The organism is Neisseria yangbaofengii (assembly GCF_014898075.1).
GTDB lineage: Bacteria > Pseudomonadota > Gammaproteobacteria > Burkholderiales > Neisseriaceae > Neisseria > Neisseria yangbaofengii.
On sequence record NZ_CP062976.1, the window covers coordinates 2,464,345 to 2,476,720 of the forward strand.

The 12,376-nt window shown below is 53.8% G+C and carries 13 protein-coding genes; 7 read left to right on the forward strand and 6 right to left on the reverse strand.

Annotated elements, in window-relative coordinates:
• The first annotated feature begins 152 nt into the window (after positions 1-152).
• A complete protein-coding gene (gene murJ, locus H4O27_RS12015; protein WP_165010018.1) occupies positions 153-1,691 on the forward strand; it encodes a murein biosynthesis integral membrane protein MurJ in 1,539 nt (512 codons plus the stop codon).
• A 64-nt stretch (positions 1,692-1,755) separates the two neighbouring features.
• On the opposite strand, the gene trpC is transcribed toward murJ, so the two are convergent.
• The 5 genes from trpC to H4O27_RS12040 all read right to left on the reverse strand — a co-directional run bounded on the left by trpC (position 1,756) and on the right by H4O27_RS12040 (position 6,169).
• Entirely contained in the window at positions 1,756-2,538 is a 783-nt protein-coding gene (gene trpC / locus H4O27_RS12020) for an indole-3-glycerol phosphate synthase TrpC (protein WP_165010020.1), read from the reverse strand.
• 67 nt (positions 2,539-2,605) lie between these two features.
• Positions 2,606-3,211 (reverse strand): trimeric intracellular cation channel family protein, encoded by a 606-nt coding sequence (locus H4O27_RS12025; protein WP_165010022.1) that lies wholly within the window; start codon positions 3,209-3,211, stop codon positions 2,606-2,608.
• Positions 3,212-3,309: 98 nt separating this feature from the next.
• Positions 3,310-4,266 carry a YheT family hydrolase gene (locus H4O27_RS12030; RefSeq protein WP_165010024.1) on the reverse strand — a complete coding sequence of 319 codons (957 nt, stop codon included), beginning with the start codon at positions 4,264-4,266 and terminating at the stop codon, positions 3,310-3,312.
• Positions 4,263-4,904 (reverse strand): phosphatase PAP2 family protein, encoded by a 642-nt coding sequence (locus H4O27_RS12035; protein WP_165010026.1) that lies wholly within the window; start codon positions 4,902-4,904, stop codon positions 4,263-4,265. The genes H4O27_RS12030 and H4O27_RS12035 overlap by 4 nt, the downstream gene beginning before the upstream one ends.
• Before the next feature lie 467 nt (positions 4,905-5,371).
• Positions 5,372-6,169 (reverse strand): competence/damage-inducible protein A, encoded by a 798-nt coding sequence (locus H4O27_RS12040; protein ID WP_165010028.1) that lies wholly within the window; start codon positions 6,167-6,169, stop codon positions 5,372-5,374.
• A gap of 177 nt (positions 6,170-6,346) precedes the next feature.
• Between H4O27_RS12040 and argG the strand changes: the two genes are divergently transcribed.
• Positions 6,347-7,690, forward strand: a complete 1,344-nt coding sequence (gene argG / locus H4O27_RS12045) for an argininosuccinate synthase (RefSeq protein ID WP_165010030.1) — start codon at positions 6,347-6,349, stop codon at positions 7,688-7,690.
• A 94-nt stretch (positions 7,691-7,784) separates the two neighbouring features.
• Here argG and rsmI read toward each other — a convergent pair whose 3' ends face one another.
• Entirely contained in the window at positions 7,785-8,663 is an 879-nt protein-coding gene (gene rsmI / locus H4O27_RS12050) for a 16S rRNA (cytidine(1402)-2'-O)-methyltransferase (protein WP_165010032.1), read from the reverse strand.
• A 67-nt stretch (positions 8,664-8,730) separates the two neighbouring features.
• On the opposite strand from rsmI, the gene H4O27_RS12055 reads away from it, so the two are divergent.
• The 5 genes from H4O27_RS12055 (at position 8,731) to map (ending at position 12,291) form a co-directional block, all read left to right on the forward strand.
• On the forward strand, positions 8,731-9,078 hold the full coding sequence (locus H4O27_RS12055) for a YraN family protein (RefSeq protein WP_165010033.1): 348 nt from the start codon (positions 8,731-8,733) through the stop codon (positions 9,076-9,078).
• 7 nt (positions 9,079-9,085) lie between these two features.
• Positions 9,086-9,679 (forward strand): phosphoheptose isomerase, encoded by a 594-nt coding sequence (locus H4O27_RS12060; protein WP_165010035.1) that lies wholly within the window; start codon positions 9,086-9,088, stop codon positions 9,677-9,679.
• 71 nt (positions 9,680-9,750) lie between these two features.
• Positions 9,751-10,353 (forward strand): BON domain-containing protein, encoded by a 603-nt coding sequence (locus H4O27_RS12065; RefSeq protein WP_165010037.1) that lies wholly within the window; start codon positions 9,751-9,753, stop codon positions 10,351-10,353.
• Positions 10,354-10,429: 76 nt separating this feature from the next.
• Positions 10,430-11,047: a hypothetical protein gene (locus tag H4O27_RS12070; RefSeq protein ID WP_165010039.1), complete on the forward strand. Its 618-nt coding sequence runs from the start codon at positions 10,430-10,432 to the stop codon at positions 11,045-11,047.
• A 422-nt stretch (positions 11,048-11,469) separates the two neighbouring features.
• Complete coding sequence (gene map / locus H4O27_RS12075) at positions 11,470-12,291, forward strand: type I methionyl aminopeptidase (protein WP_255464572.1); 822 nt, start codon at positions 11,470-11,472, stop codon at positions 12,289-12,291.
• Positions 12,292-12,376 lie beyond the last annotated feature (85 nt).

A 12,376-nucleotide genomic window follows, 5' to 3' on the forward strand; every position in this document is an offset into this window, starting at 1 on the left:
CATAGCCCAAACTGTCGGCGCTGTCGTACAATAAACGGTTTTTCTCAAGGCCGTCTGAAAATTTCAGCTTCGCGGAAACGATTCTTTAAAATGACGTTCGGATGCTGTTTCGGACGGCACTGTGTGTTAATTCTCAAACTGATGAAACGATTATGAATTTATTAGGTGCTTTGGCCAGAGTCGGCGGCCTGACCATGGTGTCGCGTATTCTCGGCTTTGTACGCGACACGATTATTGCCCGCGCGTTTGGTGCAGGGGTGGCGACGGACGCGTTTTTTGTGGCGTTCAAACTGCCGAATCTGTTGCGTCGGGTGTTTGCCGAGGGGGCGTTTGCGCAGGCATTTGTGCCGATTTTGGCCGAATACAGGCAAACGAAATCGGAAGAAGCCACGCGCGAATTTGTGCGCCATGTGGCCGGTATGCTGAGCTTTGTACTGGTGATAGTGACCGCTATCGGCATCTTGGCCGCGCCGTGGGTGATTTACGTTTCTGCGCCGGGTTTTGCTAAAAATCCGGATAAATTCCGGCTGTCGATTGATTTGCTGCGGATTACGTTTCCCTATATCTTATTGATTTCGCTGTCTTCTTTTGTCGGTTCGATTCTCAATTCCTACCACAAATTCAGCATTCCGGCCTTTACGCCGACGTTGCTGAACATTTCCTTTATCGTATTTGCGCTGTTTTTCGCCCCGTATTTCGACCCGCCGGTGACGGCTTTGGCATGGGCGGTGTTTGTCGGCGGTATTTTGCAGTTGGTGTTCCAACTGCCTTGGCTGGCGAAACTCGGCTTTTTGAAGCTGCCGAAACTCAGTTTTACCGACCCTGCCGTGACCCGCGTGATGAAACAGATGGCGCCGGCGATTCTCGGCGTGAGCGTGGCGCAGGTTTCTTTGGTGATTAACACCATTTTCGCATCGTTTTTGCAATCGGGCAGCGTGTCGTGGATGTATTACGCCGACCGCCTGATGGAATTGCCCACCGGTGTGCTCGGTGCGGCATTGGGCACGATTTTGCTGCCGACCTTATCCAAACACGCCGCCAGCCAAGACAGCCAAGCCTTTTCCGGTCTGCTCGACTGGGGCTTGCGCCTGTGTATGCTGCTGACCTTGCCGGCGGCGGCGGGCTTGGCGGTGTTGTCGTTCCCATTGGTGGCGACGCTGTTTATGTACCGCGAATTTACCGTGTTTGACGCGCAAATGACGCAACACGCGCTGATTGCCTATTCCTTCGGTTTGATCGGTCTCATTATGATTAAGGTGCTGGCGCCCGGTTTCTATGCACGCCAAAACATCAAAACGCCGGTGAAAACCGCTATTTTCACGCTGGTGTGTACGCAGTTGATGAACTTGGCTTTTGTCGGCCCGCTCAAACACACCGGCCTTGCGCTCGCCATCGGCTTGGGGGCGTGCCTGAACGCCGGTTTGCTGTTTTACCTGTTGCGCAAACACGGCATTTACCAACCCGGCGCCGGTTGGAGCGCGTTTGTCGGCAAAATGCTGGTTGCGCTGGCGGTGATGGGCGGCGGCTTGTGGGTGGCGCAAACGTATTTGCCGTTTGCTTGGGTCGGTGTCGGCGGCCTGCAAAAAGTGCTGCAATTGTGCGTGCTGCTGGCGATTGGCGGGGGACTGTATTTCCTGACCTTGGGGCTGCTCGGTTTCCGTCCGCATCATTTTAAGCGTTCGGAAAGTTAGAGGCTTAAATATAAAAGAGGCCGTCTGAAAGCAAGTGTTTTCAGACGGCCTCTTTTATATTTAATCAAAACAACTTCTTCACTTCCGCTTCAATATCATCGGCACGCATAAAGGTTTCGCCGATGAGGAAAGTGTACACGCCGTGGCTGCGCATGAAATCGACATCGTTTTTGTCGCGGATGCCGCTTTCGGTGATGACGGTTTTGCCGCTTAAAGCGGGCAATAAATCCAGCGTTTGCTGCAAATCGACGCGGAAGGTGCGCAGGTTGCGGTTGTTCACGCCCCACAGCGGGGTGGTCATGTTGCGGCATTTTTCCGTTTCGGACGCATCGTGCAGTTCCAGCAATACCGACATACCCAAATCATGCGCCACTTGTTCGAAATGTTCCAATTGTTGCGCTTCCAAAGCGGCGGCAATCAGCAAAATGGCATCGGCACCCCATGCGCGGGCTTGGTAGATTTGGTATTCGTCGATGATGAAATCTTTGCGCAACACCGGCAAACCCACCGCCGCGCGCGCCTGTTTCAAATATTCGGGCGAACCTTGGAAATACGGCTCGTCGGTCAACACCGACAAACATGCCGCGCCGGCCGCTTCGTAGGCTTTGGCGATTTCGACAGGGTCGAAATCGGCGCGGATTAGGCCTTTGCTCGGGCTGGCTTTTTTCACTTCGGCAATAATGCCCGGCAGGTTTTGCGCGTGTTTGGCGCGCAGCGCATCGGCAAAACCGCGTACCGGCCCGGCGGCTCGGGCTTGGGTTTTCATCTCTTCTGAAGAAACGGCGGCTTTTTGAGCGGCGACTTCTTCGGCTTTGGTGGCCAGAATTTTATTCAAAATATCGGTCATGGTCGGCTTTCGGAAAAGTTTGGGAAATCGGTTGATTGGGTTTGTCGGTTTAAAATTTCAGACGGCCTTACAGTTTCGGCAGTGTCAGGCGGGTTTTGTATGCCCGCATCCGCAACACATAGCCGCCAACCAGCAGGATATTGAGCGTCAGCGGGTTGACCCAGTTCCAGCGGTCGAGCAGGAACACGGCCAGCGCGACGATCACGGCGACGGTGCCGTAGAAATCCTGCCGCATAATCATCGGAATGTCGTTCACCAATACGTCACGCACCACGCCGCCGCCGACGGCGGTGATGAAGCCGAGCATGACCACGCCGAAGACGTTCAAATCGTACGTCAGCCCGACTTGTGCGCCGGTGATGGTGAAGGCCGCCAGCCCGAGCGAATCTGCCCGGACGAAGGCTTCGGCCAACACGCGGCCTTGATTGTTTTGCACTTTAAACAGCCACGCCGCCAGCACGGTCAGCGCGGTAATCGTCAGTGCGCCGTATTCGGTGAACACCAGTGGCATGCGTCCGACCAAAGCGTCGCGAACCAAGCCGCCGCCGGTAGCGGTGAGCAGCGCGCAAATCCACACGCCGAGCATGTCCAGCCGTTTGCGCGCGCCCACCAGATAGCCGGAGAGGGCAAAGGCAATCGTGCCGATAATGTGGATGACTTCGGTAGCGTTCATGAGTGGGATTATGCGGAAAAACGGATGAAGCGAGATGATAGCATGAAGCGGTGGGAATGGGTCGGGCCGTCTGAAAGGTCGGGGTTTCAGACGGCCTTTTATAATGCTTCAAATTGTGAAAAATACTGCAACAAGGTATGCGGCAGCCATTGGATATTCAGACGGCCTTCATCTTTACTCACAAAACCGACATGTCCGCCGTGGAGCGGTTGCAGCAGCGTCACGCTGTCGGACACATCGGCGGCGGCGGGCAAAACTTCCGGCGGCAGGAACGGATCGTTGACGGCATTGAGCATCAGCAGCGGCGTGCGCACCGATTTGAGATAAGGCTTGCACGAGCTTTGGCTGTAGTAATCGATGCGGTCGGTAAAACCGTGTAGCGGAGCGGTGAACAAATCGTCGAAATCGCCCAGCGTTTTGCAGTTTTTCAACGGTGAGGCCGTCTGAAACCGTGTAAACGCTTCGGCTTTAGGAATCAGCGAATTGAGAAAATAGCGCGTGTAAAGCAGGCGGGTCATGCCTTTGTCGAAGCGCGTCCCGGCGGCGGCCAAATCCAAGGGGGCAGACACGGCGGCCGCGGCTTTGGGGAGTGCATCAAGGCCTTGTTCGCCCAAATATTTTACTAGGGCATTGCCGCCCAGCGACACCCCGACGGCGTAAACCTTGGCATAACGTTGCGCCAAGGCGTTCAATACAAAACCGATTTCTGCCGAATCGCCCGAATGGTAAAACACCGGTGCGGTGTTGTCGATGCCGCCGCAGCCGCGAAAATGCGCCACCACACCATGCCAACCGCACGCCTGCACGGTTTTCATCAGTTCCACCGAATAATGGCTGCGGCTGCTGCCTTCCAAGCCGTGAAACAACACCAGTAAAGGCGCGTCGGGGTCGGCGGCATCGACAAAATCATAGGCAATCTGCGTTTGGCCGGTGCTGTCGGGCAGCAATTCGCGGCGGTAAAGCGGCGGTTTGCCTTGCAGGGTTTTGGCGAAAATGGTTTCGGCGTTGCCGTTGCGCAGCCAAAACGGGGTATTCGGGGGAGAGAAGGGTTTCATTGGGCAAAACGTTTTCGGAAAAACAAATAATACAGCGCCAGCGTGGTGACCACGCCGTTGGTCCAGCCGACCCACACGTCAGTCGGGTAATGCACGCCCAGATACATGCGCGAATAGCCCATCAGCAGGGCAAAGCAAACGCCCGCCGACAAAATGATGCCGCGATGGCGCGAACGCATACAGAGCAAAAAGGCGATGGTCGCTAAGGCAGCGGAAAAGGTGCTGTGGCCACTGGGGAACGAGCTGTTAGTTTCCGCAATAATGCGCGGCCAAAATTCAGGGCGCGGGCGTGAAACGGAGAATTTGGCTGCCAGCATAATCAGCGTCGGCAGCAGGGTGCTCAAGCCGATAAACAGGCCGTAATCGCGCCTTCCGGTGAACAGCAGCCACGCCACCGTCAGGGCAATCACCGGTACTGCCAGCGAAGTTTTGCCGACATAGTGCATCACGCCGGCAATCGGGGTAAACCATTCGCCGGTGTGGGTGTGAATCCACATCATGAGCGGTTCTTCAAAAGCGAAACAATGGCCGGCAATGACATTGTTGGCGATGATGCCCGCGCTGACCAATAATGCGACACAGACAATCAGGATAAGGGTATGGCGGCCGGTGTGCGCGGATGCGGCGTAGGAATTCATTGAAATACTTGAAATCTTGATAATTCAGTAGGTTAATAAAACAAAAACTATAAAAATTGCGATACTGATAGTCTATTGCATTAGTTTTTGATAATTATTGTTTTTTTCTCATTGGAAAAGCAGGTAAAGGCCGCAGCCTTGGCGTACAAAACTTGCTATTCTGTCATCAAAAGGGTGCCGCATACAACATCGCTCCCGGCATACAAACCGTTGCCGTGCAGTTCGGACGGCATATAACAAGGCGTCAAGCGGTAAAGTAAAAAATCGCAAACGCCGTTTTACCCAACATACGGAGGTTATCATGTCAGTCTTCTTTTTAAATGTGATTATGGTCATCGGTTTCGCATCGCTGGCAACGCTGGCGGCATTGTGGGTAAGCGAGCCGGATTTGTAACTCAGTCTTTTATTTGGTTCAAAAGGCCGTCTGAAAAAAATATTTCAGACGGCCTTTTGCTGATCAATTATTTTCAAACCGTATCTTTCAGTTCGGCACCCAAATCGCATAAGTGCTGCAACACATCCGCCCACGCCGTATCCAGCAGCGCACAAGCCGCTCCTTCGGCCTTAATGCCGAAATCAATATGCGAATGTATGCGCCGGCCTTTGCCGTCGGTGCGCGCCACCGTCGGCAGGCTGTATGAGCGCACGCCGGGGTAAGTCCGCTCGATGTATTCCATCAGCGGTGCCAGGCGCGATTCGGGCTGGCCGAACACATACACGCTGCGAAAACCGCTTTCTACCTGATTGAAACGTTCGGCGTAATACGTATCCAACACCCATTCCGCCATCGGGTGTGCCATCACCGGAAAGCCGGGGAAGAAATAATGTTCGCGGATGGAAAAGGCGGCGATGCTGTTGAACGAATTTGGCACCAGTTCCGCGCCCTCGGGAAAATCGGCCATATTGAGCCGCTGCGCGTGTTCGGCCGAATCGAGCGGTTCACCGCGCTTGAGTGTCACGCCTTCGATGTTTTTCGCTGCTTCAGGGTGGCGTATTAACGGCACGCCCAATGCCGCTGCCGCGGCTTGACGCGTGTGGTCATCCGGCGTGGCACCAATACCGCCGGTCACAAAGGTCGGCAGGCCGTCTGAAAAACTGCGCTGCAACTGCGTGACCAGCAAATCGAAATCATCGGGCAGATACTGCACCTGATTGAGTTTCAGACCGCGCGATTCCAACAAAGATTTGAAAAACGCAAAATGCTTGTCTATCCGCGTGCCGTGCAGGATTTCGTCGCCGATGATGATGAGGTTGAATCGATTCATAATAAAAGCTTTCGTTTTTAGCAGGCCGTTTTAGCGGCGGAGGTGATATACGGGCACAAATTCCGTCTTTTCAGACGGCCTAAACTGGATTATCTGCCGTATTTATAAGATAATAAACCCAATTTAACGGATATGCGCCTGATAAGCGCATTTATTTTTAGTCTGACAGGATTTCTTATGAGCCAAAATCATACCATTTTGCAGTCGTTGCCGACCGGCCAAAAAGTCGGCATCGCCTTTTCCGGCGGTTTGGACACGTCCGCCGCATTATTGTGGATGAAACTCAAAGGCGCGCTGCCTTACGCCTACACCGCCAATTTGGGTCAGCCCGACGAAGACGACTACAACGCCATTCCGAAAAAAGCACTGGAATACGGTGCCGAACAAGCCCGCCTGATCGACTGCCGCAGCCAACTGGCGCACGAAGGCATCGCCGCGATTCAGTGCGGCGCATTCCACGTTACCACCGGCGGCATCGCCTATTTCAACACCACGCCGCTGGGCCGCGCCGTAACCGGCACCATGCTGGTTTCCGCCATGAAAGAAGACGACGTCAATATCTGGGGCGACGGCAGCACCTACAAAGGCAACGACATCGAACGCTTCTACCGCTACGGTTTGCTGACCAACCCTTCCCTGCGCATCTACAAACCTTGGCTCGACCAACAATTCATTGACGAATTGGGCGGCCGCCACGAAATGAGCGAATTCTTAATCGCCAACGGCTTCAACTACAAAATGTCGGTAGAAAAAGCCTATTCCACCGATTCCAACATGCTCGGTGCCACACACGAAGCCAAAGACTTGGAATTTTTAAACTCCGGCATCAAAATCGTGAAGCCCATCATGGGCGTTGCCTTCTGGGACGAAAACGTCGAAGTCAAAGCCGAAGAAGTCAGCATCCGCTTTGAAGAAGGCATTCCGGTTGCCATCAACGGCAAAGAATACGCCGACCCTGTGGAACTCTTCCTCGAAGCCAACCGCATCGGCGGCCGCCACGGCTTGGGCATGAGCGACCAAATCGAAAACCGCATCATCGAAGCCAAATCACGCGGCATTTACGAAGCCCCCGGCATGGCATTGTTCCACATCGCCTACGAACGCTTGGTTACCGGCATCCACAACGAAGACACCATCGAGCAATACCGCATCAACGGCCTGCGCCTCGGCCGCCTGCTTTATCAAGGCCGCTGGTTCGACAGCCAAGCCCTGATGTTGCGCGAAACCGCCCAACGCTGGGTCGCCAAAGCCGTTACCGGCGAAGTAACGCTGGAACTGCGGCGCGGCAACGACTATTCGATTCTCAATACCGAATCGCCGAATCTGACCTACCAACCCGAACGCCTGAGCATGGAAAAAGTCGAAAACGCCGCCTTTACCCCTGCCGACCGCATCGGCCAGCTCACCATGCGCAATCTGGATATCGTCGATACCCGTGCCAAACTGGGCATCTACTCGCAAAGCGGTTTGCTGCAATTGGGAGAAGGTTCGGTATTGCCGCAATTGGGCGGGAAAAAATAATTCGCTTGATTTGGACTGATTCAATCATCAAGGCTGTCTGAAACAAAAGTTTTCAGACGGCCTTTTTGTAAGGATTGGCAGATTTAACTCTGATTTAACTCTGATTCTTCCATGCCAATGCCAAATCATACAACGCCTTTTTGCTCTCGCCGGTAATCTTTGCCGTCAAATCGGCAGCTTGTTTGGTCGGCAGCTCGGCGGCCAACACTTTCATTACGTTTTGCGCGTGTTCGGGCAAATCGCTGCTTTTTTCCTTAACGGCCGGATGCAGAACCAACACCATTTCGCCGCGGGTTTGGTTGCTGTCTGCCTGTAAGGCCGTCTGAATTTCGCTGACCGTACCGCTTAAAAAGGTTTCAAAGGTTTTGGTGATTTCGCGCGCCAACACCAATTGGCGTTCGGGGAACAGGGCGGCCATGTCGGCCAGCGCGGCTTCGATGCGGTGCGGTGTTTCAAACATCACAATCGGGTAATCGGCTTCTGCCCATTTGGCGAACAGTTTCTGCCGTTCGCCCGGTTTCGGCGGCAAAAAGCCGTTGAAATAAAAATTCGGCTCGCTCACGCCTGCGACGCTGAGTGCGCCCATCACCGCGCTGGCACCGACCACCGGCACCACTTTGTAGCCGGCTTGGCGCACGCGTTGGGTCAGTTTCGCACCGGGGTCGCACACGGCAGGCGTGCCGGCATCCGATACTTGGGCCACCGTCAGGCCGTCTGAAAGATATCGGGTGATTTTGTCGGCCATGTGCTGCTCGTTGTGCTCGCGCACGCTGACGAGTTTGCCCTGTATGCCGTAGGCACTTAATAATTGGGCGGTCACGCGCGTGTCTTCGGCGCAGATGATGTCGGCGGTTTTTAGCACGGCCAAGGCGCGCAGGGTGATGTCGGCCAAATTGCCGATAGGGGTGGCGACCACGTATAATGTTTGCGCGCTCAGGCTGTCGTAGGCTTTTTGATGGTGTTTCTGAATCATGATGTTATGCGGCTTTGAATGCCGTCTGAAAGAAAGTGCGCTCATTATATAATAAGGGGGACAAGATATGCGTTTAAACCACAAACAGGGCGCGGCAGGCGAAGATGCGGCGCTGGCTTTTTTGCAGCAGCAGGGCTGCCGGTTGGTGGCGCGCAACTGGCATTGTCCGTATGGGGAAATCGACCTGATTGTCAAAAACGGCAACATGATTCTGTTTGTTGAAGTAAAATACCGCAAAAACCAGCAATTCGGCGGGGCGGCATACAGTATTTCTTCGTCCAAATTATTGAAATTGCAACGAAGTGTAGAGTATTATCTGCAACAATACGGCCTGAATCACGTACCATGCCGCTTGGATGCGGTGCTGATCCAGGGAAGCCAACCGCCCGAATGGGTGCAAAACATCACAGGTTGATTTTTAGATGACGACATTACAAGAGCGCGTGGCAGCGCATTTTAGCGAAAGTATCGAAGCCAAGCAGCAGGCGGCGCAAGTGTTGGCCGAACCGACCGCAGAAGCCGCCCGGTTGCTGCTGCAATGCCTGATGAATGACGGCAAAATTCTGGTGTGCGGCAACGGCGGTTCGGCTGCCGATGCGCAACACTTTGCCGCCGAGATGACTGGCCGTTTTGAAAAAGAACGCATGGAATTGGCCGCAATAGCACTCACCACCGATACTTCCGCACTCACCGCCATCGGCAACGATTACGGCTTCGACCATATTTTCAGCAAACAGGTGCGCGCCTTGGGCCGCGCCGGTGATGTGTTGCTCGGGATTTCCACTTCGGGCAATTCCGGCAATGTCATCGAAGCCGTGAAAGCGGCACACGAGCGCGATATGCACGTTATCGCCATGACCGGCCGTGACGGCGGCAAAATGGCGGCCATGCTGAAAGACAGCGATGTGTTGCTGAACGTGCCGCATCCGCGCACCGCCCGCATTCAGGAAAACCATATTCTGCTGATTCACGCGATGTGTGACTGCATCGACACCATGCTGCTAGAAGGCATGTGATTTCTTTTCAGACGGCCTCATTAGAATAAAGGCCGTCCGAATCCTGTTTGACATCATCCGAAAGGACGTTTATGAAGAAAGCTCTCCAAACTCTGTTGGCGGCGGCTTTGCTGGCAGCAACCTTGAGCGGCTGCGTCAGCGCAGTAATCGGCGGCGCGGCTGTCGGTACCAAATCCGCGGTTGACCGCCGTACCGCCGGTGCACAAACCGACGACAACGTAATGGCCTTGCGCGTCGAGCAAACCGCTTTGTCTTACCTGCGCCAGAACAACCAAACCGCTGATTACCAACCAAAAATCAATGTGGTCAGTTACAACCGCCGTTTGTTGTTGCTGGGTCAGGTAGCCACAGAAGGCGAAAAACGTTTTGTTGAACAAATTGCCCGTTCCGAGCAGGCTGCGGAAGGTATCTACAACTACATTACCGTAGCCACGCCGAGCCGCAATTTCGGCAGCATCGGCGCCGATACTTGGGGCACATCCAAAGTGCGCGCTACTTTGCTGGGCGTAAGTCCGGCTACCCAAGCGCGTACCAAAATCGTAACTTATGACAACGTGACTTATGTGATGGGCATTCTCACGCCTGAAGAGCAGGCTTTGATTACCCAAAAAGTCAGCACCACACTTGGCGTGCAAAAAGTCGTTACCCTGTATCAAAACTACGTTCCACAATAACAAACAGGCCGTCCGAAACCTTTCAGACGGCCTTACCGAACCCTTGATTCGCCACACCAACAGACAGTTTCTATTCATGGCAAAACAGAAATTCCAACTCAGACCCAAACACTTAATCACCGCCACCTTGGCCGTGTGTGTCTTGGCTATCATCGCACTGATTATCGGGGTAATCGGTACGTTTAAACCGCGTGACGAAGAGCGCCGTCAGGAAGGGCAAACGCAAAAACAGCAACGCGAAGCCAATCGCGTTGAAGTATGGAAGCCCAACGGCAGCAGTCAAGAAGCCGTTATACTGAATCCTGATGCCCTCAACACGCCGCGCCGCCCATCGGATGGACAAAACGCAGAGGATAGCGGCGGGCAGGCCGGACGTAATCCGTTTATCAATTCTTCGCCCTCACGCAGCCGTGCCGAATCGCGTGAATCGCAAGAACAGCCACGCCCCGTCAGTCCGCGCAGCGACAGCGAAAGTAACCGTGCCCGTCCGGCAGAAACGAAACCTGCCCGGCCATCACCGTCGCTGCAAAGCCCGACGGTTACGCCGCCACGTCCGGTAGAGCAAGCTGTGCCTGTTCAACCGCGCAGTGAGCCGAAACCGGAACCTCGCCCGGAACCTAAGCCTGAGCCACGGCCTGTACCGGCTCCGCAACCTAAGCCGCAGCAAAAAGAAGTCATCGATAATTTATTCTGAGGCGCCGGCGGCCAACCACAGTTTTAAACCTTTCAGACGGCCTGATGTAGGAAATCCCGGCGTTGTTTACACTTTTTCTTTTTTGCCTGAAGACCCGTTTTAGGATTTCCGAGTGTTGCCAAGAATGCCGAAAGGCACGGCAAAGCCGCATGGTTCTTGATAACGCCCGAAAATCCCAAAACAATTGCTCAGGCAAAAACAAAAGCTGTTTTGCATAAAAATTGTAAACAATCCGGCGGTTTCCTACGCTTGGAACCTTTACAAAATCCCCGTCTTTAGTACATTCTTCGTTATCCACTGCTCGAAAGCCTGCCTATCTCCATGATATGCCTGCGCTTTCTGTGCTGCTAACTTCGAACTGTACTCAAATCCGGGTTTTTGCAAAGGTCTCGGCCTAGAGGAATGCTTAATATGGATTCCCCATGACTAGGCCGTCTGAAAACATGAAGGAATGTATCAACATGATGGATGAAGTATCAATTAAAACCCCCGAAGAAATCGAGAAAATGCGCGAACTCGGCCGCTTGGTGGCCGAGGCACTCGATTACATCACCCCGTTTGTAAAACCGGGCATCACCACCAATGAAATCGACAAGCTGGTGTACGACTACCATGTCAACGTGCAAGGCGGTTATCCCGCACCCTTGAATTACGGCAATCCGCCGTATCCGAAATCCTGCTGCACGTCTGTCAATCACGTGATTTGCCACGGCATTCCCGACGACAAACCGCTGAAAGAAGGCGACATCATCAATATCGACCTGACGATTAAAAAAGACGGTTTTCACGGTGATTCCAGCCGGATGTTTGCCGTCGGCAAAATCAGCCCGATTGCCCAGCGTCTGATTGACGTAACCCACGCTTCGATGATGGCGGGGATTGAAGCGGTGAAACCGGGAGCGACTTTGGGCGATGTCGGCTATGCCTGCCAGAGCGTTGCCGAAAACGCCGGCTATTCGGTGGTGCAGGAATTTTGCGGACACGGCATCGGCAGAGGCTTTCACGAAGCGCCGCAGGTGGTGCATTACGGCCGTAAAGGGCAAGGGCTGGTGTTGCAGCCGGGCATGATTTTTACCATTGAGCCGATGATTAATCAGGGTAAACGCCATCTGCGTATCCTCAACGACGGCTGGACGGTGGTCACGAAAGACCGTTCTTTATCAGCCCAATGGGAGCACGAGGTTTTGGTAACCGAAACCGGCTATGAAATCTTAACCATCAGTCCGGCAAGCGGCAAACCTTAATTGAATTGTTTGGTTGTGTAAAAGTCTTGTGAAGTTTGGGTCTGTCTGTGGATTCAAGATATTGATTTTTATATGAATAATTTTT